Source organism: Pseudomonas sp. DR48, from assembly GCF_019823085.1.
In the GTDB taxonomy this organism is placed as follows: domain Bacteria; phylum Pseudomonadota; class Gammaproteobacteria; order Pseudomonadales; family Pseudomonadaceae; genus Aquipseudomonas.
Map to the genome: position 1 here is coordinate 4313454 of NZ_CP081946.1, position 21025 is coordinate 4334478.

Here is a 21025-nt window from a genome sequence, read left to right on the forward strand (position 1 = left end):
GCGCCTTTGTTGGCCTGGTACCTCGCCAGGCCTTGGTTGAACTCGCCTCATGGATAATCCTATGTTTCTCCAGAATGCTCTGGACTTCCTTCCCATTCTCTTGAGCGGGGCGGTGGTCACTTTGCAGGTTACGGTTGCATCCTTCCTGCTCAGTTCGGTCATCGGCCTGGTTTTGGCCTTGATGATGGTGTCCAAGGTCCGCACCATTTCGTTGTTCGCGATCACCGTGGTCAACTTGATCCGCGGTCTTCCAATCATCGTTCAACTGTTCTACATCTATTTCGTACTACCCGAATTCGGCATTCAACTGACAGCTATGCAGGCCGGCATTATCGGTCTCGGTATTGCCTACTCGGCCTACCAGGCAGAGAACTTCAGGGCCGGCATACAGGCTATTCAGCAAGGGCAAATCGAGGCCGCGGAATCGCTGGGTATGCGCAGTTACATGGTGATGCGCCGTGTTGTCCTTCCGCAAGCATTCCGTATCGCTTTGCCACCCTACGGCAACACCTTGGTAATGATGCTCAAGGACTCATCGCTGGTGTCCACTATTACCGTTGTGGAGATGACCCGAGCAGGTCAACTGATCGCCTCATCCACATTCGAAAACATGACGGTCTATACCCTGGTAGCGCTGCTCTACCTCACTTTGAGCCTGCCGCTGTCCTTCGCGTTACGCCGCCTTGAGAAGCGGCTTGGAATGAGGAAATCGTCATGATAGAGATCAAAGCCCTGCGCAAGAGCTACGGCAACACCTGCGTGCTCGAAGGTATCGACCTGCAAGTTAATAGCGGTGAAGTGGTTTGTCTGATCGGTCCGTCAGGCTCTGGTAAATCCACGCTTCTTCGGTGCATCAATGGCCTGGAGACTTATGAGGGCGGGGACATCCTGGTGTCCTCCGAACGCGTTGATCGTCACGCCAAAAGCATCCACGAGATCCGTACTCAGGTTGCCATGGTTTTCCAGCGTTTCAATCTGTTCCCTCATCGCACCGCCCTTGAGAACGTGATGGAGGGCCCGATCTATGTGAAAAAGGAAAACCCTCAAGAAGCTCGCGAGCACGCTCGCCAGCTATTGGAGAAGGTTGGCCTTTCGCATCGTATCGATGCCTTCCCGGACGAGCTTTCGGGCGGTCAGCAGCAACGGGTAGCGATCGCGCGTGCATTGGCGATGCGCCCGAAGGCCATCCTTTTCGATGAACCGACCTCTGCGCTCGACCCTGAATTGGTGGGTGAAGTACTGGCGGTAATGCGCAAACTGGCCGACGAAGGCATGACCATGGTGGTGGTGACTCATGAGATGGGATTTGCCCGGGAGGTTGCTGATAAGGTCTGCTTCCTTTATGGCGGTCGTATCGTGGAAGAAGGTCCTGCCCAGGAAGTTCTGGGTGCACCCAAGCATGCACGAACTCAAGATTTTTTGCGCCGTCTGCTCAACACCGATGAGGTGTCGGCATGACCGGGCAGCCGTTGGCATTACCTCCTTCTCTCTGGGCATCCACGGCCGCTACCGGGCCGGTGACACCGCGGCTTGGTGAAAACAAGCAGGTAGACGTTGCTATCGTCGGGGCCGGCTATACCGGCCTGGTAACGGCCCTGCACCTGGCGGCAGGTGGTGCGAATGTGTGCGTTCTGGACGCAGCCGAGCCTGGCTGGGGAGCGTCGGGACGCAATGGAGGCCAGGTAATTCCGGGGCTTAAGCACGATCCGGACGATTTGCTAAGGATGTTTGGGGGCGAGCTCGCCGAGGCCCTGATCGATGTGGTAGGCAATGCGGCTGACGAAGTGTTCGAACTGATCGATCGCTACGGTATTGAATGCGATGCCACCCGTAAAGGTTGGATTCAACCAGGTGTATCCGCTACGGCAATGCGAAATATCGAGAGCCGGGCAGAGCAATGGCGACGACGTGGCGTGCCTGTGGAAATGCTTGATAAAGCCAGCGTGACCAAGCGAATCGGCAGTCATGATTACTTGGGGGCCTGGGTCGATCCACGTGCCGGTAGCGTGCACCCATTGAACTATGCCCGTGGACTGGCTCGCATCGCCCTCAACCACGGTGCTGAAATTTATGGTCACAGCCCGGTCGTTAAGCTGGAGTCCAGGGACGGCTATTGGAATTTGACGACGGGCCAAGGTTGCAAGGTCCGAGCCCAGCATGTGGTACTCGCGACTAATGGATACACCGACAACCTCTGGCCAGGTTTGCGGCAGACGGTCCTTGCCGCCAACAGCTTCATTATCGCGACCCGGCCTCTGCCCGAAAAGCTTAGGAAAACGGTATTACCTGGTGGCGAAGTCTGCTCCGACGCCCGTCGGCTGCTGACCTATTTTAAGCAAGATGCTCAAGGTCGAGTTCTGTTTGGTGGTCGTGGGCCATTTTCAGAGCCAAGGTCGAATACTGACTGGGCTCATCTGGAGCGATCATTGACAGGCGTCTTTCCACAACTGGAAGGCGTGCCTTTGGAATATCGCTGGAGCGGTCGCGTAGCACTGACAAAGGATTTCCTGCCTCATGTCCATCAGCCAAAGCCGGGCTTGAGTATGCTGCTTGGCTATAACGGACGCGGTATTGCACTTTCAACCAGCCTGGGTCGCCATTTAGCCATGAACATTCTCGGTAACGGGCAGAAATTCCCTTTTCCGATTACCGGCATCAAGCCGATTCCGTTTCATGGCCTGCAGCGTTTGTATGTCGGCCTGGGTATCGCTTGGTACCGTCTGCTCGACGCTTTGACCTGACGTCCAGTGGCGCCCAACTGACTCAGCATCTCGGGGGCAGCCGCTGTCGATCAAAATCCCCGCATCGCCTATTCGACGTAAAACATCAAGGAGACCAACATGTCCGTTGTCCGCATCCGTTTGCATGACCAAAGCACATTTTCCCCCAAAACTCCGGTGGGGCAGCCTATTGGAGAGCCCATCGCGATGACCCGTACAGCCGAACACATTCCCCTGGAAGGCTGCGACGCAGTGACAGGTTTCTGGGAGTGCAGCCCAGGGCAATTCCGCCGTCAAGTGGTAGGCGCCGAGTACAGCTACATTGTCAGTGGTGAGGGCACGTTCACGCCGGATAATGGAGAAGCCATCCAGTTCAAGCCAGGCGATGCACTCTTTTTCGAGGCCAACTCCCACGGTACCTGGGATATCCGCGAAGCGGTGCTCAAGACTTATCTGATATTCGAGTGATTGTCGATCACACATGGAGACATCCGGGCGCACATACCCTCTGCTGTGCAAGATTGAACACGTCGAAGTGCGCCTTTCAGTCTCCCGCCAGCACCCGAACTTGTTGCCGTCGTCCGGAAACCGACAAGCAGTTCACAACGACGCCTACTCAACTTTTGAGCAGGAGTACACTGAGTGATCAGTACGGACATGACAGGAAAAATCGGCGGATGTAATTGTGCGACAAGCTGTCGCTGCGTCAGTTCGCCAAACGTTCGGGGCTGTCGCGTAATACTCTCGCCACTGGAGATCGTGCCGCTGCAGCTGCGGTGCACCATGGGCGTTTGCGGGGATCGTAGTCAGCCGGCCGGTTGCCGGCCGGGATCGAATACATTGCGCCTTCCGCGGAACCGAACTGAGTGAAGGCGTAGCGCTCTGAGTAGCTAGTCAGCGAAATGCTCTGCAATACCGATGGACCAGAGGTCCCGTCTCTGCCGATAGTTTCAGAAAGCGCCTGTAACGTATCGATTTGGCCGTTGAGCCAAGTACTGATACCGGCGGCCATTAACTTCCCAGTCTTGGATAACTGAGCGACTGCCTCTTTGTTCAAGAGCTCCATTTGCCGAAAATTATTCAGTCCGACCGACGCGGCGAATGCCCCCAGCAGAACACTCGCGACGACCAAAAGCAGCTTACTTTGAAAAGATAAACTCACCACTGTACTCCGTATTCAGTGTTCAAAAGCCATAGCGATGGCTTGGCCACCGCCGATGCACAGCCACGAGTTTTTTCCGCTTTCGCCTTTCATCATCTCCTGTAGCCGTGAAACAACGATTTGGCAGCCAGCGGCTCTGGAAGCTATTGCATCTGGTTGGTCAACGATCCTTAAAAGGTACCGATCGCGTCGCGGCATGGATTGCAACGTCTGCACTCAGTGCTCCGAGTGCCTGTTACGGAGTCAATGAGTAAGGATTTTTGAAAGGAATTGTTGAGCCCGATCTGACTCGGGTGAATCGAAGAACTCTTGGGAATTTCGGTCTTCGATAATTTCGCCCTGGTCCATGAAGATCACGCGGTTGGCGACCTTGCGTGCAAAACCCATTTCGTGGGTAACACACATCATCGTCATTCCCTCTTCGGCCAGTTCAACCATAACGTCCAAAACCTCATTGACCATTTCCGGATCGAGCGCGGAGGTCGGCTCATCAAACAGCATGCAGATCGGATCCATCGCCAGTGCTCGTGCGATCGCAACGCGCTGTTGCTGCCCACCAGACAGTTGACCCGGGTGCTTATGTGCGTGCGCTTGAAGTCCGACACGCTTTAACAGGCCCTGAGCTTTGCACATTGCCTCTTCGCGAGAGCGTTTCAGGACTTTGACCTGCGCGATGGCGAGGTTTTCGGTAATACTCATATGTGGGAACAGCTCAAAATGCTGAAACACCATGCCGACTCTTGAGCGAAGGCGTGGCAGGTTTATTTTCCCATCGGTCACGCTTGTACCGTCCACCGAAATGCTGCCCGACTGGATAGGCTCCAGTGCGTTGACGCATTTGATCAGCGTTGATTTGCCCGAGCCAGAAGGTCCGCAGACAACAACCACTTCGCCTTTTTTCACTTCTGTGCTGCAGTTCTTCAGGACCTGGAATGGGCCGTAGTGTTTTGAGATATTCTCAATTTTGATCACGATTCAACTCCTAGGCGTTAGCGCTGCTGCGGTTGAGTCGTGACTGGTAACGGCGCACGACTTTGGACAGGGTGAAACAGATGACGAAATATACGATTGCTACAAAGGTGTAGAACTCAACGAGTCGACTATCCCGCTGGGCAACCTTAGAGGCGGCGCCAAGAAAATCAGTTGCGGAAATGACGTACAACAGCGAAGTGTCCTGAAAAAGGATGATGACTTGGGTAAGCAGCACAGGAATCATGGCTCGAAATGCCTGGGGCAAAATGACGTATCGCATGTTCTGCACGTAAGTGAAGCCGACGGCCTGTCCTGCCGCGCTTTGCCCTTTCGCAACGGATTGGATACCAGCACGAATGACTTCGCAAAAGTAGGCGGCCTCAAAAATCGTGAAGGCAATGAACGCGGTTTTTGTGGTGCCGACTTGGACTGGTTCAGGAGATCCTAACAGCCAAGCGACAATTTCCGGTACCAGGAAGAAGATCCAGAATATCGCCAGGATTAGAGGGATCGAACGCATCAGATTGACGTATGCGCCTGCCAAGGATCGCAACCAGACAAGTTGGCTCAAGCGCGCAAGCGCCAAAAGCGTCCCGAAGATGATGCCGCCGATCATCGCGACCGCCGTGACTTGCAAGGTAAACAGCATGCCTTGTGCGAGGTAGGGCAGAGCGTTGAGAACGACGCTGAAATCGAGGTTTTGCATGACTAGCGCTCCTGGGTTGCCGTACCGGGGATGTAGCTGGCACGTTCGATCATCGCCATCAGTCGGTTGACTGTCAGCGCTACCAAGACGTAGATCAGTGTCGCTGCACCGAAGGCTTCGTAGGTCCGGAAAGTGAATTCATTCATCTGCTGGGCTTGTGCGGTCAGCTCAATAACACCGATGGTCAAAGCAACCGAAGAGTTCTTGAAGATGGTCATGAACTCGCTGGTCAGTGGTGGGATGATCCTGCGTCCGGCCATAGGCAGCAGCACATAGCGATACGCTTGAGTCAGGGTCATACCCATCGCAAGTGCAGCAGCACGTTGTCCCTTCGCCAACGAGTTGATACCGGCCCGCACCTGTTCGCTGATACGTCCGGAGGTAAAGAGACCCAGGACAATCATCGCAGTGAAGAATGGTCCCCATGGAGCGCCGAACGATTTGATCCAGTCTCCCAGGTCAGTCGGTAGAAGCTCAGGTAAAACGAAATAAAACAGGAACAGTTGCACCAGCAACGGAATGTTTCGAAACAGCTCGACATAGCCATTTCCCAGGCGCACCAGCCAAGGGTAGGGAAGCGTCCGTGCAACACCGACCAGTGTCCCCATCACCAGCGCAATGATCCACGCTGAGAGAGCCAACGCCACGGTCCAAGCGAGGCCGGAGCCCAGCAGGCCAATGTAAGTCATCCCGGGCTCAGGCGATTGCTGGAGATACACGTCGAAATTAAATGACATCGGGAACTCCACGCCGCACCACGCTTCGTCCGGGAAGCGTGCGTGGGCTATAAATCAGAGGGCATGCCGTTTCCTCGGCATCAGGAGATCAATTAGCTGGAAGCCTTGTCCGAAGGCGCAGCAAACAGCTCCTTGAGGCGGCCGGGCATAGGGAAACCTATGGTGATGCCGGCAGGCGGGATAGGGCTCAGGAACCATTTCTCATACAGTTTAGTTGCCTGCCCATCGCTCATCATTTCACCGAGCGTGGCATCGACTTGAGCTTTGAATTGCGGATCGTCCTTGCGGAACATCAGCGCATAGGGATCGCCGCCAAAAGAGTCGTTCAGCAACTTCAAGGATGCAGGATCGCGCTCCTTCGCTCGAAGGCTTGAGACTAGGATGTCGTCTTCCATAAACGCTGCGGCGCGGCCCGTGGTGACCATGAGCAGTGATTCCGCGTGATCTTTACCTGCCTGGATTCGAAGGTCCAGGTTACGCTCTTCATTAATCTTGCGGATCAGCAGGGCCGTGTCGGTGCCTTGGGTTACAACAACAGGCTTACCCTTGAGGTCATCGATAGTTTTGTATGGTGAGTCGGCCTTGGTGATTAACCGCTTGGAGACCCAGAACGTAGAGTCGGAGAAGGCGACCTCTTTCTGTCTCTCCAGATAGTTTGCCGTCGAGCCGCACTCAAGATCCACCGTGCCGTTTTTCACGAGCGCGATGCGGTTGGATGAGTTGACTGGCTGGAAGCGGACGCTCAGGTTGTCCAAACCTAGCTTCTGCTTGATGGCCGTAACTACTGCCATGCAAAGATCCATGGAGTAACCCACGGGTTTCTGCTGGTCGTCATAGTACGAGAACGGCATTGATGATTCACGATGCCCGAGCACGATGGTGCCGGATTTCTGGATTTTATCGAGGGTTCCGGACAACGATTCTGCCGCCTGCACATTGAGCGCAGCGCCGAGGGTCAAGATACCTATAACTTTATAGAAGCGCTTCATAAGACAATCCCTATTATTTTCTGGGTGACAGTACTGTTGAAGGCAGAGAATGGTGCAAATGCAGGTTTTTTTTGTATTGGCTATCTGCATATGCACATGTAATCATGCATATTGAATATTTGCAATGAAAATTTGCATTTTGCGGACGAGCGTATGGGGGCGCAAATGGCGACGTAGCAAGCCCGACGGAGGGCGCAGTTCGCTACAGGGAAGAGTTGAGCTCAGTGATCAATGTTTCTCGATACTTCAGGGCGGCTACGCCTTCTTCGCCCAGTCGTCCGGCAACGGCGGTCAATAGCCCCTGAGCCAAGAGCATGAATGCACACATGCTGTTGCTGAAAAAAAGGCTGTGGTTGGGCACGTAAAATCGGTGCATCGCGACCTTGGCCAAGGGTGAGCTTGCAGAGTCGGTCAGAGCAACCACCTTGATCCCGTGCCGTGCTGCGACTTCGGCCGTTGCGATTACGCTAGGCGTATAGGGGAAGCAGCTGGATACGACAAGAACGTCGCCCTCATCGAGTTGCGCAATTGCATCGGCTACCCCTTGGCGACTTGAGTCCAGGGCGGCAACGTCAGGCCTCAGCATGCCCAACCCGTATGCCATGAAAAGCGCGAGGGAATTGAATTGACGCATGCCATGTATTCGAACGCGGTGCGCAGTGCTCAGCAACTCAACGGTTTCCAAAAAAGTCTGCGGATCAACATGCTCGATCATGCTCGCGATGTTGGCGCTTTCTTGGCGACCAAGTCGGGTGAGCTGATTCATCGCGTCGTGGTCAATAGAGGTCAGCATCAAACGACTCGCTTGGTCGCTATAGAAGCTTTTGCCTTCGGTGATTTCCCTACGAAAGACATCTTGCAGTTTGCTGAAGCCTCCATAGCCAAGACGCTGAGCCAGGCGCGAAAGAGTTGAAGCGTTAACTTCAAGCTGAGCTGCCAGCTCACTTATCGAAGACACAGCTGCACGCTGAGGCGACTCGATCAACGCCATCAGCACACGCCTTGAGCTCCCGCCTAGAACGATCTCCGACTCCCTGCGCTCAATCGACTCAAGGAGTTGCTTTAGACCGGCGAGAGTTTCGGGAACCACATCTTGCAACCGTGTCATGGTCGATTTCCATCTTGTGGGGGGGGGCTTTTGGGCGCGAACGCCAAGCATCCCAGCAAGTAAACCTCCCATGGTCTCGTAATGCAATTTTTCCGTGCAAAACGGCGTGCATAAAAGGCAGCCTCACGCATTAACGGATGCAAATAAAAACTGCTTGTCGGATAAAATGCAAAAAAACATTGCACAATAGCTTTGTGCATTTATGATTTGCACAAACCCGGAGGACATCATGAGCCACGTATTTCACCGCAGTCTCAAACAACAATATCCAACTGCCGTCAAAGGTGATGGTCCCTACCTGATCGATGCTCAAGGGCGTCGCTATCTGGATGCCAGTGGTGGTGCGGCGGTGTCCTGTCTAGGGCATAGCGACCCCGAGGTGGCCCAGGCGATCAACGCGCAGGTGGCAAAGGTCGCATACGCGCACACATCCTTCTTCACTACCGAGGTCATGGAAGAGCTCGCCGATTTTCTTGTTGCTCGCGCACCTGAGGGTATCGATTCGGTCTACTTCGTCTCAGGTGGATCGGAAGCTGTCGAGGCTGCGCTCAAGCTGGCTCGACAATACTTTGTTGAAGTTGGCCAGCCTCAGCGCAAACATGTAATCGCGCGCCGTCAGAGCTATCACGGCAACACGTTGGGTGCCCTCGCAACTGGCGGCAACGAATGGCGTCGTCAACAGTTCGAGCCGTTGCTGATTGATGTAACGCATGTAACTCCATGCTATGCCTATCGCGAGCAGCGCCCAGGAGAAACTCCGGAAGCTTTGGGTGTCCGACTCGCTGCCGAACTCGACTCGCAAATTCAGGAGCTGGGTGCCGAGAATGTTATGGCGTTTGTTGCTGAGCCTGTGGTTGGTGCGACGCTGGGTGCCGTAACAGCCGTACCAGGCTACTTCAAACGTGTGCGGGAGGTCTGCGATCGCCATGGTGTGCTGCTGATTTTGGATGAAGTTATGTGCGGCATGGGCCGCACCGGCACTCTTTTCGCTGCTGAACAAGAAGGTGTCACCGCCGACCTGATCACCATCGCCAAAGGGCTGGGTGCCGGCTACCAGCCTATCGGGGCAACACTGGTGAGTGCGCGAATTCGTGATGCAATCGCGCAAGGCTCCGGCTTCTTCCAGCACGGTCATACATACATTGGCCACGCCACGGCCTGCGCTGCCGCACTGGCGGTACAGAAGATCATCGAATCCAAAGGTCTGCTCCAGCAGGTGAACTACCTGGGAGAGCGTCTGCGTGATCGTCTAGTCGAAGTGTTTGGCACCCATCCGAACGTGGGTGATATACGCGGACGCGGCCTGTTTCAGGGTATTGAATTCGTAACTGACCGTTCAACTAAGGAGCCTTTTGATCCAGCTCTTAAGCTCCATGCACGACTTAAAAAAGCGGCGATGGCTGAGGGACTGATGTGTTACCCGATGGGCGGGACCATTGATGGCCTACGCGGTGACCACATCCTTCTCGCGCCTCCATTCATTCTGAATGACCTCCATCTGGAAGAACTCACCGGCAAGCTGGTTACAGCGGTTCGCAAGACGTTAGCCGAGGTCTGAGGAAAACATTATGAACATTCAGTCTCGCCTCACCGATTTGAACGAATCACAGATGGATGACGCACAGCGCGAGGTCCTGAAGGAAATCCTTTCGGGGCCCCGCGGTAATCTGGATGGGCCGTTTCTAGCCTGGATTCATAGCCCGGCCTTGGCAAACCATGCTCAGCGTCTTGGGGCTTTTTGCAGGTATCACACCAAGCTTGAGTTACGCCTTAGCGAGTTGGCCATCCTAGTGACTGCGGCTTGGTGGCAGTCTCAGGCTGAGTGGCAAATTCATGAGCCGATTGCGCGCAAGGCGGGCTTGGCTGAACAAGTGATAGACGCTGTGCGTGAGCAACGTAGTCCGGCGTTCCAGCGCAGAGACGAGGCCATCGTCTATCGAGTCGGTGAAGAGCTATATCGGACGCGCAGAGTCAGCGAGCAGCTGTACGCCGAGGCAGTCGATGTATTCGGTGAGCCGGCGGTGGTCGAGCTGGTAGGGATATTTGGCTATTACGCACTGGTTGCGATGACATTGAACGTTTTTGCCGTGCGTCGAGATACGGACATCCCACTCCCATTTATCGAGCCCTAAAGGTTTATGGGGGGCTTCGGTTTCACGTCACCGCGGCACCCCTTTTTTATTCAGCGTGATCGGCAACACCGTAAAGCAGGTAGTACAACATGAACAAAATCTACCCTGAATCATCACCGACCTTGCGGTCATGGACGTTTGCGAGCAGGGGCTTCGACTTGTCGAACTCACCCCAGGCGTTAGTCAGGATCAGGTTCAAGCCGTCTCAGGCTGCAAGCCTGATCTGATTTCCTCGAGGTTGTCATAGTCAGCTTTAAACCGCGGCTACTGATGACCTTTTTTTGCGAACGTCTATAGCCATGAGGTTCCGGCATGCTCTCTCTCACGCTGCCCCAGACATCTGAAAAGTCCGAGTCCCAAGCGCGATTCGATGCTGCAATTGCTGATCTGGTTACCCCCGAAATGCGTGCGCAGATTAGTCTTTTCGCTCAGCAATTTTTCAACGTGATTGCGATTGAGGAACTGAATCAGCGACGTCTTGCGGACCTGATCGGTTGCACGCTGTTTTCTTGGAACATGCTCCAGGATTTTCACGTGGTCGCCCCTAAAGTAGTCGTCTTCAATCCTGATTACGAAAAGAACGGTTGGCAGTCGACTCACAGCGTAGCCCTCATTCTTCATGCGGATTGTCCTTTCCTGGTCGACTCAGTTCGTACAGAGATCACTCGTCGCGGATATAGCATTCACGTGCTGCAGAACAGCGTGCTGAGCACGCGCCGCGACGAACACAGCAGGTTGCAGGAGCTGGTTGCTGATGCTGAGCAGGTAGAGGCAGTCGGTCGTGAGTCTCTGATGTTCATCGAGTTAGACCGTTGTGCGACTGCGGCCGAGCTGACCGCTCTCCAGGACGCGCTTGAAGATGTTCTAGCCGAAGTGCGTCTGGTGGTTCAGGACCATCAGGCGATGCGTGAACGGGTTATTGATCTGCGGAATCAACTTCGTAAGAGCAAATCGCTCTCTTCAGAGCAGACGCTCGAAGAAACCGAGTTTCTGGATTGGATGCTCGAGGATCGTTTTACCTTCCTCGGATACGAAGAGTTTAAATTGGCCGAAAATCACGAAGGTGCTCGCGTGGTTTACGATCAATCATCGCTGCTGGGGCTTTCAAAGCGCCTCCGTTTAGGACTCGACGAAGCAGTGGTTGAGCCTTTTGTAGCAGCTTATCTGCGCGAGCCGCTGCTGCTTTCGTTTGCCAAGGAAGACAGTTTGAGCCGGGTGCACAGACCTGCTTATCCAGATTTGGTTTCCATTCGGATTGCGACTCCAAAAGGTAAGGTGCTGAAGGAATGCCGTTTTGTAGGCATTTTTGCAAGCCGGACCTACAACGAAAGTGTTCGTGATATTCCGCTTATCCGGAACAAGGTCACTCAGATCGCCAAGGGCTCCGGATTCATTCCACGCAGCCACCTGAGCAAAGAACTCATCAAGGTTCTGGAAGTACTTCCTCGGGATGATCTGTTCCAGACTCCAATTGATGATCTTCTTGCCACTGCGGTCGCGATCAGCCCTTGTCCATTAACCACTCAAGATGGGCAGCTTATCAAGCCGACCTTGAATGTCGTAGTTTTCAGGTAGGTAGGGAGCGGCTGAAGTACAGGTGTTTTTCTGGTAGTAATGATCAATCCGAATGCAGTGAAGACTTCAAAATAAGGGAGGCGCAGTGCATAGACATAAGGCAGACCTGAGCGCCGCATGTGCATTGCCGATTTACGCCAAAATAGATTGAGCCAGGTCCGTGACATGGGGATATATGAACTATCCGGATTGGAGTCTTTAGGCCCCGTTTGGAGGATACGAGCAGTCTGGGAGCAGAAGAAAACCCCTGACTGGGGCCTCCATGATTATCTTGAGATAAAAGAGGCTTCCGGAGGGCTCCTGTAGCCCATTTATCAACATGTGATCAGCACTGGAGCCCCAAAAACATGAGGCTCAGTCATCTGGTGCTCAGTTATAAACCCAAAGCACTCGTGTAACGACCTCACTTTTATTAGCGCAGCGACAAGGTATTCCAGCCGGAATCTGAAATCCGTCCCCTGAGCCGATACGTATCTCTTCCTCATTGACCCAAAGGGTCAACTCACCTTCCAGTACATAGCCGCCCTGTTCTGAACTGTCAATGATATTGCGGTCGCCGAAATCCGATCCCGGATCCAGTGTGGTCTCGAGCATGATCAGCTGGTTGGACATTGATGGAGATATCACCTGATCGGTTACGCCTCGTGCATACGTCAGCGTCCGTCGCTCGTCAGGATGAGTTATCCACTGTTGCTGAGGTGAGGCGACAGGGTCCATGAAGTATTTGTAAGGAACGTTCAAGGCCCGGCTGATAGCGTCGAGATCCTCCACGCTGGGTTGCGAAAGTCCGCGCTCGATTTGGGAAATAAATCCGATTGAGCGGTCAATCTTACTCGCTAACTGACGGACCGTGACATTCTTGCGGGTGCGTAAATCACGGATTATCTTAGCCAAATAAGCTGTGTCAGGCGTGGTCATGCAGGGCTGTCCCTGGTTCTGAGAGAAACGTAGCGCAATTATGCCGGGTCTCTGGTTGGACACAAGGTGCCTGGCTACTGAATGCCTTAGTAAAATCCTAAGATCTCATGGTGGAGATGATCATTTACGGAGGTTGATCGCCTCTAGCCTCGGGGGAGTACGCCGTTTTTCATCTCTGGGGTTCCATTGGCCCCGCTTTTAAGAGCGGGCCAACGAGCCTCGTCGAGGCCAGCCAAGGGTTGCCGGTGATCCCAATGTAGCTCGTGACGAGCCTCATATTTTTGTATGAGGCTCGCTCATCAGTTTGCTCCAAACAGACGATTGTTGCCGGCGTGGGGAAGGGCCACTGTGAACCACCTACAGGTCAAGCATGGATTACAACAATGAAACGATCCTTGTGGTTGGAGGAAATCGGTTCCGAGCTGACGCCTCTACCCTCATTGAAGGGCAATCTCTCTGTCGATGTGGCCATCGTCGGGGGTGGTTTCGTGGGGCTGTGGACTGCGTTGCAGCTGCTAGAGCAGGAGCCTGGTTGCCAAATCGCAATTATTGAACGTGATATTTGCGGCGGTGGTGCCTCAGGGCGAAATGGCGGCTTTGTCATGTCGTGGTGGCCAAAAATTAGCTCTCTTTCTGCGCAGTGTGGAAAAGAGGAAGCCGTACGCTTAGCTAGAGCTTCGGTTGCCGCCATTGGTGAGATCGAACATTTTTGCCAGGCCCACGGCATCGATGCCCACTTTCGTCGTGCAGGCTGGCTGTGGACAGCGACCACTGACGCCCAACGCGGTGCGTGGAACGATGTATTAAAAACGTGCCAAAAGCTGGGTGAGGCTGTCTTTAGCCCATTATCCAATGCCGAAGTCGCCAGGCGTGCTGGATCAGCTGCGCACTTGGAAGGTGTGCTCGAAATCAGCAATGCAACCGTGCAGCCGGCACGGCTGGTGCGTGGATTGCGCCGGGTTGCGTTGGAAAAAGGGGTAAAGATTTTCGAGAACACTGCAATGATCAGCCTTGAGCGGACCGCGCCGGCAGTTCTAAACGTGCCGGGTGGGACGTTGACTGCACGAAGCGTAGTTTTGGCTCATAACCCCTGGGCCGCTGGGATCCCTGAGCTGAGCAGTACGATATTGCCGGTTACCAGTACGATTGTGGCAACAGCCCCGATCCCTGAGCGCCTCAAGGACATCGGCTGGACCGGAGGAGAGGCCATCACGGATTCGCAGTTGATGGTGGATTATTACCGGACGACTTTGGATGGTCGCATCGCCTTCGGTAAAGGGACGGGGATGATCAGCTACGGCAGCCGGATTAACGCTGGTTATGACGATAACCCGCGGCTGAGTGCCGATACTGAGCAAGATTTCCGACGCACTTATCCGCAGCTCAAAGATTTGGCGATCACCCTTACTTGGTGTGGGCCGATCGATCGCACGTACGACAGCCTTCCAGTGTTTGGTCATTTGAAGAATGCCCCAAACATCGTTTATGGAATCGGTTGGAGTGGTAATGGTGTGGGGCCGAGCCGTTTGGGCGGGAAAATACTCGCCAGTCTCGCGCTGGGCCGTAAAGACGAGTGGAGTAGCTGTGGTTTAGTGGGTCGTAATCCTAAATGCTTCCCTCCTGAACCATTCCGATACCTAGGCGGGCTTTTGGTGCGCAGTGCGGTTAAACGCAAAGAAGCGGCAGAAGCTGAAGGCAGCAGCCCAGCTTGGCTTGATCGTCAACTCGCGGGGCTGGCACCTGCGGGCCTCGAAGACAAAAACCTTTAACATAAGGAGAACCTGATGCCTCAACCTTTGTTGTTTGGTGCTCCGGCCACTATGGAATTACCGGCTTCCGTTCCAGTAGTTGAGCCGCTTGGCGCGCAGGTCGCGGCGACCTCCACTCATGCCGTCGAGGGAGAGGACAGCGTGCTCGCGGGGGGGGGGGGTGTTCCCCAGGACGCTGGCGGCGGAAAATTCTCTCGAAGGAATTCAGCCATTTCATCGCTGGCCATTGTATTTTTACCCCTGATGGGGGGAGCCTATCGAGCTTCGTGCCGGCGATGCAGTATTTTTCCCTGCGAACTGTGAGGGGACTTGGGAGATCATTGAAACCGTGCGTAAAAGTTTTGTCATCATTCGCTGACTCCAGAAATTCCCGCAATTTCGGCGGAGCGGAATGCAATCCGTAGGATTGCGACATCTTCTGTCAGGTCCAGAGACCGACCTGTAATCTCCTCAATACGTCGAATCCGATATACCAGCGTCTGTTTGTGCACATTCAGGCGCTGGGCAGACTTTTGCCAAGCCCGATTCTGCTCCAAGAAAACCCGTAACGTGTGCTGGAGCTGTCCGCCTTGTTGAAGGTCGTAGTCAGCGAGTGCGCCAAGCACGCGTCGGTGTAGCCTGCGCGCCTCATCCAGCGTGCTAGGCAGTCATGACTGCTCATCTTGCGCCTCGGCATAGAAAACCAGCGGCCGCTCTTGGGTCCGTGCGCAAGTGCCAATCGCGCCTCGCGCAGTGCCTCTACGGTACGCAGGCCTCTCAGTAGAGCATTACTCACTCCTAGGGGGCATTGCAGCTGGTGCTGCAAGAGCTGTGCATCGGCGCGATCCTTCAGCAGCAAGATCAACTCTCCCCCTTGCTTGCGTATTAGTACCTCAAGTCCTTCCCTGCGCAGCTGTAACGGCCATTGAGCCGCCAGCTCGGTCTTAGGGCGCGCCAGTACAAGACACGCTTGATCAAGGGGGAAATTCAGCTGTTCCAATCGCTCTTGTGCAGAGCGCTCGGTCAAGCGTTCTTGTAGCAGATCATCGATCAATTCTGAGCCGACTCTGAGCACACGCTCATGCTCCACCTGCAAGCGTTCGAGTTCGATCCCTAGTACGGCGACAAGGTGATGCAGTAATCCGTAATCGATCAGGTCTCCTCCAGTTGCGAGTATCGAGCAATTGTCCAAAGACGGCAGGGCCATGACTAGCGCATCGGAAGTGCCATCGGTGCATCGGATGATTATGGCCTGAGTGAGCAAACAATCAACGTTGTCATGTGAACATTATTTGGTTAATGTTCATGAACGCAAATTGTTTTTTGTTCACAGGTGCCCAACATGTCTCGTTCTCTTCCTCCCCATGCCCGTGCAGTCATCATCGGCGGCGGCGCCATGGGTACCAGCATTGCCTACCACCTTGCCAAGCTAGGTTGGACCGACATCGTTCTTCTAGAGCGGGATCAACTGACCTCCGGGACCACATGGCATGCGGCAGGGCTAATCGCCTCTGCCGGTATGTCATGCGAAACGTTGCTCTGGTCGCAGCAGTACACACGCAAGCTTTACGAGAACCTTGAGGCTGAGACGGGATTGTCTACAGGCTTCAAGCGTATTGGTCACCTGCACATCGCTACTAATGCAACTCGTAGAGAGGTCCAGCGCCGTGAGATTAATTTCGCGCGCTCCCAGGGTCTTGATAAATTCGAGCTGGGTCCAGATGAGATCAAAGAGCTGTTTCCACTGATCGAAACGGCTGGACTTGTCTCTGGCAGCTACACCCCTTCAGATGGCCGCGCCAACCCTGTTGACGTGACGATGTCTTTGGCTAAGGGGGCTCGGATGCAAGGGGTGCGCATTTTCGAGGACGTCCAGGTTCAAGACGTCATCGTGACGAACCAGCGCGTGACAGGGGTAAAAACCAATCTGGGTGACATTACGTCCGAGGTGGTAATTTTGGCTGCCGGCATGTGGTCACGTCAGCTTGGAGCGAAGCTCGGCGTCTCTGTCCCGTTACAAGCCGCAGAGCACTACTACCTCCTTACCGAGGACATTGAGGGCGCTCACCCTAATCTTCCTGTGGTGGAAGATCCTGATACGTATTCATATGTTCGAGAGGAGAACGGAGGGTTGCTGTTTGGCCTCTTCGAACCGCAAGGAGCTGTGTGGTCTCCGCAAGGGATCGCAGACAATGCAAGTTTTCTGCACCTTCAGCCTGATTGGGACCGGATGACTCCGTTCTTGGAAAAAGCGTTCGAACGATTCCCCGTTATGAATGACGCCGGAATTCGGACATTCTTCTGTGGGCCAGAAAGCTTTACTCCCGACGGGTCCTTCCTGATGGGCGAGGCTCCTGAGGTTGATGGTCTCTACGTTGCAAGTGGATTGAATTCACTTGGTATTCTATCTGCGGGTGGCATGGGGCGTTTGGTGGCCGAGCAAATAGTGTTCGGTAACGCCTCTCAGGACATGACCGGCGTCACCCTCGCGCGTACGCCTCGACATGAATCGACGCGTTCATTCCTTGCTGATCGCATTCCTAGCGCCCTTGGCTATACGTTCAGCCACGCTTCATTGCCCAATTACAAGCATAAGAGTGCGAGGGGCGTGCGCCGCTTGGCATTGCACGACCGTTACGCTGCTAGAGGTGCTTACTTTGTAACACTGAGTGGTTGGGAAATGCCGTATTGGTTCAGCCAGGACGGCGAAATGCCGGAAGTTGAATATCGCTTTGGACGGCAGAAGTGGTTCAAATATTCTGAAGCTGAACACCGTGCCACTCGCGATGCAGTGGCACTGTTCGATAAATCGTTCATGGGGAAATTCATCGTTCAAGGACCGGACGCAGAAAAGGTTCTTAATCGTGTCAGTGCAAACTCTGTTTCGATTCCGGTGGGTCGAAACATCTACACTCAATGGTTGAACTCCCAAGGCGGCATCGTTTCTGATCTGACGATTACAAGACTTTCCGAACAGGAATACATGCTAGTTACCGGCGATGTGCTACAGCGCATTACTCTCTCCTGGTTACGGAAGCACACGTCCAATGGAGAGATCTGTACGGTTACGGACGTGACCTCTGCTTATACGTTACTCAGCTTGCAGGGTCCAAAGTCTCGTGACTTACTGCAAAAAGTGACCGGGGCAGATCTATCGACTGAGACGTTGCCTTTCAGGGCAAGTTGTGAGGTTGAACTCGGTTATGCCCGCATTCTGCTGGTCCGGGTTACGTACATGGGAGAGTTGGGGTATGAGCTTTACATTCCGACCGAATATAGCCACTGCGCTTATGACACATTGCTCAATGGCGTGGAGGCTCAAGGTACGCCGCTAGTACATGCTGGTCTCATGGCCTTGGAAAGCCTCCGCTTGGAAAAGGGTTATCGCGATTTCGGAGTAGATATCGACAACACCGACACCCCGCTGGAGGTGGGGCTCAGCTTTGTTGTTGACTTCAACAAGGACGAATTCATTGGTCGTGATGTACTAGTAAAACAACGCGAGGAAGGTCCTCTGAAAAAGCGTCTCGTGCAATTCCTGCTCAAAGACCCTGAACCGCTTTTTCATGGGCAAGAACCCATCCTTTGCAATGGTAATTATGTGGGTTACATGCGGTCAGGTGCTTTCGGTCATACCTTAGGCGCTTCCGTCGGGCTCGGCGTAATCGAGTTGGAGGTCGGTATTACGGGTGAGCAGCTTCGTAACTGTCACTTTGAAATCGAAATCAATGATAAGCGGGTCGAGGCTGTTGCATCACTTGCTCCGCTCTATGATCCAAAAAGTGAGCGTATTCGTATCTAATTTCTAATGATGCTGCTGCGCACGGCCTGGGCAGGAAGTGCGTAGCTGCATCCAAGAAGCATTTTAAAGGTGCTTATATCTGCTGCGTTAGCAGGTGAAATGCCCCGCCTTGCTATCTGCTAATGATCAAAACAGGAATGCCGTCATGTTGCTCAAGGCACCAGTTGAAAATGATGAACATACCTCCACCTATTATGCAGCCACACTGGGCGGACACGTCACGTACCCTGAACTTATGGGGCAAGAGCGCGCAGATGTTTGCGTTATTGGTGGTGGGTTTTCCGGCGTCTCTACAGCTCTCCATTTGGCTGAAAGAGGCTATAGGGTGATACTGCTTGAGGCGGCTCGCATTGGGTGGGGCGCTAGCGGGCGTAACGGGGGGCAGATTCTGGGTGGGTTCTCCACAAGCGCTGAATCACTAGGTGAAAAATTGACCGAGGATGAGGCTCGCCTTTTTTGGGAAATGGGCAACGAGGCTGTCGATATCATCAAGGCGCGCATAGGAACCTACAAAATCGACTGCGATTTGGCCTGGGGTTATTGCGCATTGGCCTTGTTGGTGCTCCAGATTCTGTTTCGTCTGATGTTATGAAGGCCTCGTATCATCTTCCTAATAACGCTCAATGGTGAGGCCGTTGTAGACGAGGGGAAACTGTGCGAAACAACACAGTGGAGTTCTCCCATGCGCCTGGCGTCTTCTCGCCCTCTGACACGTAGCTACTGGCTACAGAGTCTGGAGGAAGATCTCCAACCATCATCCCCCCTTAATGGCGAATACTCTGCCGACATTGCAATCGTCGGTGGCGGTTTCGTTGGTCTGTGGACGGCTCTCACGCTCAAAGAGCGCGATCCCAACATCGATGTCGTTGTATTGGAGCAGGATATTTGCGGTGGCGGGGCGTCCGGTCGTAATGGCGGCTTCGTAATGTCCTGGTGGCCTAAGATTGGCTCGCTGCTGAACTTCTGTTCCAAGGAACAGGCGCTCTTCCTGGCAAACGCCGCCGAGCACGCCATCACTGAGTTAGGCGAGTTTTGCGAAAAGCATCAGATCGATGCGCACTACACACGTAAAGGCTGGCTCTGGACGGCGACGACGCCGGCTCATATTGATAGCTGGAATGGGACGCTTGAGACCTGCGCTCGCCTTGGTGTCGAGCCCTTCGAGCGGTTGTCGGCGGGTGCTGTTGCCAAAATGACTGGCTCCGATGTGCACCTTGCCGGGGTTTATGAGCGCAGCAACGCCACGGTGCAGCCGGGTGCGCTAGTTCGTGGCATGCGGCAAGTTGCAATGGAAGCTGGGATCCGCATCTACGAACAGACGCCGGTCATTTGCATAGAACCAGGCAGAACGGTGCGCCTGACCTCCAACTCGGGCTCTGTCAGCGCGGATAACGTTGTGCTGGCCACCAATGCCTGGGCGGCGGCCATTCCCGAGTTGGCAAAGCTGATCGTACCGGTGAACAGCTCAATCGTGGTTACCGAACCCATTCCTTCGAAGCTGGAAAAGATGGGTTGGACGGGGCAGCAATCGATCACCGACTCGCAGTTGATGGTCGACTACTACCGCACTACTCGTGATGGTCGCATCGCATTTGGCAAGGGCACAGGTGCCTTAGCTTATGGTTCGCGAATTGATGACACGTTCAGCCAGCACCAGGACAGCATCGAGCTGACCGAGACTGACTTCCGCCGTACCTATCCAGGCTTGGCTTCGACTCAGCTTACGAATGGTTGGTCAGGGCCAATCGATCGTACTTACGACAGCCTGCCGTTGTTCGGCGCTCTAGCCGGCACCCAGAACATCCATTACGGCATTGGCTGGAGCGGTAATGGAGTCGGGCCCAGTCGACTCGGTGGGCGCATCCTCGCAAGCCTTGCACTCGGGATCAAGGATGAATGGAGTACTTGCCCACTGGTTAACCGCCGCTGCAAAACCTTTCCTCCGGAGCCATTCCGTTACCTGGGTGGCAGCCTCGTCCGAAACGCCGTCATCCGCAAAGAGCGCGCAGAAATGAGCGGCGCTCAACCTTCCATTATTGACCGCATGCTGGCCGGGCTTGCCCCAGCCGGACTTGAAGATAAAGCCTGACCATACAGGAGCCAACAGCATGACCCCAATTGTTAAACGCCTTACTGCAGATACTCCATTTTCCGCGCATGCACCAGTTGCTCAGCCTCTCGGTGATCTGATTTCCCAATCCCGTCTCGCCATTGATGAGGTAGTTGAAGACCCGCGTTTTTCGCTGGGTGTCTGGGAATGCTCGCCCGGTGCATGGCGGCGTCAGGTGCTTCAGGCTGAATACAGCTATTTCATCAGCGGCAAAGGAATTTTCACGCCTGACGATGGTCAGGCCATCCACTTCCAGGCCGGGGACGCCGTGTACTTCGCGCCAAATACAACCGGTGTTTGGGAGATCGAGGAAACGGTCACCAAGCACTACTTCATCGTTGGCTGA

Annotated in this window: 20 protein-coding genes and 3 pseudogenes; 14 read left to right on the forward strand and 9 right to left on the reverse strand. The window is 54.3% G+C overall.

Annotated features, from left to right (window positions below; genetic code table 11):
- Positions 1-49: 49 nt before the first annotated feature.
- From K5K95_RS19635 to K5K95_RS19650, 4 genes are all read left to right on the forward strand, one after another.
- A complete protein-coding gene (locus tag K5K95_RS19635) occupies positions 50-718 on the forward strand; it encodes an amino acid ABC transporter permease (RefSeq protein ID WP_222585665.1) in 669 nt (222 codons plus the stop codon).
- Positions 715-1458 carry an amino acid ABC transporter ATP-binding protein gene (locus K5K95_RS19640; RefSeq protein WP_222585666.1) on the forward strand — a complete coding sequence of 248 codons (744 nt, stop codon included), beginning with the start codon at positions 715-717 and terminating at the stop codon, positions 1456-1458. Before K5K95_RS19635 ends, K5K95_RS19640 begins: the two co-directional genes overlap by 4 nt.
- Positions 1455-2741: an NAD(P)/FAD-dependent oxidoreductase gene (locus K5K95_RS19645; protein WP_222585667.1), complete on the forward strand. Its 1287-nt coding sequence runs from the start codon at positions 1455-1457 to the stop codon at positions 2739-2741. Before K5K95_RS19640 ends, K5K95_RS19645 begins: the two co-directional genes overlap by 4 nt.
- Positions 2742-2840: 99 nt before the next feature.
- Entirely contained in the window at positions 2841-3188 is a 348-nt protein-coding gene (locus K5K95_RS19650; RefSeq protein ID WP_222585668.1) for a cupin domain-containing protein, read from the forward strand.
- Between the two features lie 238 nt (positions 3189-3426).
- On the opposite strand, the gene K5K95_RS19655 is transcribed toward K5K95_RS19650, so the two are convergent.
- The 6 genes from K5K95_RS19655 to K5K95_RS19680 all read right to left on the reverse strand — a co-directional run bounded on the left by K5K95_RS19655 (position 3427) and on the right by K5K95_RS19680 (position 8394).
- Positions 3427-3882 carry a hypothetical protein gene (locus tag K5K95_RS19655; RefSeq protein WP_222585669.1) on the reverse strand — a complete coding sequence of 152 codons (456 nt, stop codon included), beginning with the start codon at positions 3880-3882 and terminating at the stop codon, positions 3427-3429.
- Positions 3883-4125: 243 nt separating this feature from the next.
- Positions 4126-4854, reverse strand: coding sequence for an amino acid ABC transporter ATP-binding protein (locus tag K5K95_RS19660; RefSeq protein WP_222585670.1), 729 nt, complete (start codon positions 4852-4854; stop codon positions 4126-4128).
- 10 nt (positions 4855-4864) lie between these two features.
- Positions 4865-5560 carry an amino acid ABC transporter permease gene (locus tag K5K95_RS19665; RefSeq protein ID WP_222585671.1) on the reverse strand — a complete coding sequence of 232 codons (696 nt, stop codon included), beginning with the start codon at positions 5558-5560 and terminating at the stop codon, positions 4865-4867.
- Positions 5561-5562: 2 nt separating this feature from the next.
- Positions 5563-6297, reverse strand: a complete 735-nt coding sequence (locus K5K95_RS19670) for an amino acid ABC transporter permease (protein WP_222585672.1) — start codon at positions 6295-6297, stop codon at positions 5563-5565.
- Positions 6298-6389: 92 nt separating this feature from the next.
- Positions 6390-7286: a transporter substrate-binding domain-containing protein gene (locus K5K95_RS19675; RefSeq protein ID WP_222585673.1), complete on the reverse strand. Its 897-nt coding sequence runs from the start codon at positions 7284-7286 to the stop codon at positions 6390-6392.
- Positions 7287-7488: 202 nt separating this feature from the next.
- Complete coding sequence (locus K5K95_RS19680; RefSeq protein WP_222585674.1) at positions 7489-8394, reverse strand: MurR/RpiR family transcriptional regulator; 906 nt, start codon at positions 8392-8394, stop codon at positions 7489-7491.
- A gap of 229 nt (positions 8395-8623) precedes the next feature.
- Between K5K95_RS19680 and K5K95_RS19685 the strand changes: the two genes are divergently transcribed.
- The 4 genes and pseudogenes from K5K95_RS19685 to K5K95_RS33640 form a co-directional block, all read left to right on the forward strand.
- Entirely contained in the window at positions 8624-9952 is a 1329-nt protein-coding gene (locus K5K95_RS19685; RefSeq protein ID WP_222585675.1) for an aspartate aminotransferase family protein, read from the forward strand.
- Between the two features lie 10 nt (positions 9953-9962).
- Complete coding sequence (locus K5K95_RS19690) at positions 9963-10526, forward strand: carboxymuconolactone decarboxylase family protein (RefSeq protein WP_222585676.1); 564 nt, start codon at positions 9963-9965, stop codon at positions 10524-10526.
- A gap of 402 nt (positions 10527-10928) precedes the next feature.
- Positions 10929-11321: pseudogene (locus K5K95_RS33635) on the forward strand (hypothetical protein); the annotation flags it as partial.
- Between the two features lie 384 nt (positions 11322-11705).
- Positions 11706-12029 (forward strand): annotated as a pseudogene (locus K5K95_RS33640) (hypothetical protein); the annotation flags it as partial.
- Positions 12030-12470: 441 nt separating this feature from the next.
- Here the strand turns inward: K5K95_RS33640 and K5K95_RS19700 are convergent.
- Positions 12471-13019 (reverse strand): helix-turn-helix domain-containing protein, encoded by a 549-nt coding sequence (locus tag K5K95_RS19700; protein WP_222585678.1) that lies wholly within the window; start codon positions 13017-13019, stop codon positions 12471-12473.
- Positions 13020-13402: 383 nt separating this feature from the next.
- On the opposite strand from K5K95_RS19700, the gene K5K95_RS19705 reads away from it, so the two are divergent.
- The gene (locus tag K5K95_RS19705) at positions 13403-14788 is read left to right on the forward strand and encodes an NAD(P)/FAD-dependent oxidoreductase (protein WP_222585679.1); all 1386 of its coding nucleotides are present in this window, start codon (positions 13403-13405) and stop codon (positions 14786-14788) included.
- Positions 14789-14803: 15 nt separating this feature from the next.
- Positions 14804-15146 (forward strand): annotated as a pseudogene (locus K5K95_RS19710) (cupin domain-containing protein).
- Here K5K95_RS19710 and K5K95_RS33135 read toward each other — a convergent pair.
- Together K5K95_RS33135 and K5K95_RS19715 are read right to left on the reverse strand one after the other, a co-directional pair.
- On the reverse strand, positions 15136-15393 hold the full coding sequence (locus K5K95_RS33135; RefSeq protein WP_261398008.1) for a PucR family transcriptional regulator: 258 nt from the start codon (positions 15391-15393) through the stop codon (positions 15136-15138). The pseudogene K5K95_RS19710 and the gene K5K95_RS33135 sit on opposite strands and share 11 nt — an antisense overlap.
- On the reverse strand, positions 15282-15974 hold the full coding sequence (locus K5K95_RS19715; protein WP_261398202.1) for a hypothetical protein: 693 nt from the start codon (positions 15972-15974) through the stop codon (positions 15282-15284). Before K5K95_RS19715 ends, K5K95_RS33135 begins: the two co-directional genes overlap by 112 nt.
- Before the next feature lie 135 nt (positions 15975-16109).
- On the opposite strand from K5K95_RS19715, the gene K5K95_RS19720 reads away from it, so the two are divergent.
- From K5K95_RS19720 to K5K95_RS19735, 4 genes are all read left to right on the forward strand, one after another.
- On the forward strand, positions 16110-18569 hold the full coding sequence (locus K5K95_RS19720) for an FAD-dependent oxidoreductase (RefSeq protein WP_222585680.1): 2460 nt from the start codon (positions 16110-16112) through the stop codon (positions 18567-18569).
- 145 nt (positions 18570-18714) lie between these two features.
- Positions 18715-19161: an FAD-binding oxidoreductase gene (locus K5K95_RS19725; protein WP_315903110.1), complete on the forward strand. Its 447-nt coding sequence runs from the start codon at positions 18715-18717 to the stop codon at positions 19159-19161.
- Positions 19162-19251: 90 nt separating this feature from the next.
- Entirely contained in the window at positions 19252-20658 is a 1407-nt protein-coding gene (locus K5K95_RS19730; RefSeq protein ID WP_222585681.1) for an NAD(P)/FAD-dependent oxidoreductase, read from the forward strand.
- Between the two features lie 19 nt (positions 20659-20677).
- Positions 20678-21025 (forward strand): cupin domain-containing protein, encoded by a 348-nt coding sequence (locus K5K95_RS19735; protein WP_222585682.1) that lies wholly within the window; start codon positions 20678-20680, stop codon positions 21023-21025.

Excerpts from the sequence above, each read along its gene's own strand:
- K5K95_RS19635 (WP_222585665.1), top strand. The coding sequence starts at position 50 with ATGGATAATCCTATGTTTCTCCAGAATGCTCTGGACTTCCTTCCCATT.
- K5K95_RS19640 (WP_222585666.1), top strand. The coding sequence starts at position 715 with ATGATAGAGATCAAAGCCCTGCGCAAGAGCTACGGCAACACCTGCGTG.
- K5K95_RS19645 (WP_222585667.1), top strand. The coding sequence starts at position 1,455 with ATGACCGGGCAGCCGTTGGCATTACCTCCTTCTCTCTGGGCATCCACG.
- K5K95_RS19650 (WP_222585668.1), top strand. The coding sequence starts at position 2,841 with ATGTCCGTTGTCCGCATCCGTTTGCATGACCAAAGCACATTTTCCCCC.
- K5K95_RS19665 (WP_222585671.1), bottom strand. The coding sequence starts at position 5,560 with ATGCAAAACCTCGATTTCAGCGTCGTTCTCAACGCTCTGCCCTACCTC.
- K5K95_RS19670 (WP_222585672.1), bottom strand. The coding sequence starts at position 6,297 with ATGTCATTTAATTTCGACGTGTATCTCCAGCAATCGCCTGAGCCCGGG.
- K5K95_RS19675 (WP_222585673.1), bottom strand. The coding sequence starts at position 7,286 with ATGAAGCGCTTCTATAAAGTTATAGGTATCTTGACCCTCGGCGCTGCG.
- K5K95_RS19680 (WP_222585674.1), bottom strand. The coding sequence starts at position 8,394 with ATGACACGGTTGCAAGATGTGGTTCCCGAAACTCTCGCCGGTCTAAAG.
- K5K95_RS19685 (WP_222585675.1), top strand. The coding sequence starts at position 8,624 with ATGAGCCACGTATTTCACCGCAGTCTCAAACAACAATATCCAACTGCC.
- K5K95_RS19690 (WP_222585676.1), top strand. The coding sequence starts at position 9,963 with ATGAACATTCAGTCTCGCCTCACCGATTTGAACGAATCACAGATGGAT.
- K5K95_RS19700 (WP_222585678.1), bottom strand. The coding sequence starts at position 13,019 with ATGACCACGCCTGACACAGCTTATTTGGCTAAGATAATCCGTGATTTA.
- K5K95_RS19705 (WP_222585679.1), top strand. The coding sequence starts at position 13,403 with ATGAAACGATCCTTGTGGTTGGAGGAAATCGGTTCCGAGCTGACGCCT.
- K5K95_RS19715 (WP_261398202.1), bottom strand. The coding sequence starts at position 15,974 with ATGGCCCTGCCGTCTTTGGACAATTGCTCGATACTCGCAACTGGAGGA.
- K5K95_RS19720 (WP_222585680.1), top strand. The coding sequence starts at position 16,110 with ATGTCTCGTTCTCTTCCTCCCCATGCCCGTGCAGTCATCATCGGCGGC.
- K5K95_RS19725 (WP_315903110.1), top strand. The coding sequence starts at position 18,715 with ATGTTGCTCAAGGCACCAGTTGAAAATGATGAACATACCTCCACCTAT.
- K5K95_RS19730 (WP_222585681.1), top strand. The coding sequence starts at position 19,252 with ATGCGCCTGGCGTCTTCTCGCCCTCTGACACGTAGCTACTGGCTACAG.
- K5K95_RS19735 (WP_222585682.1), top strand. The coding sequence starts at position 20,678 with ATGACCCCAATTGTTAAACGCCTTACTGCAGATACTCCATTTTCCGCG.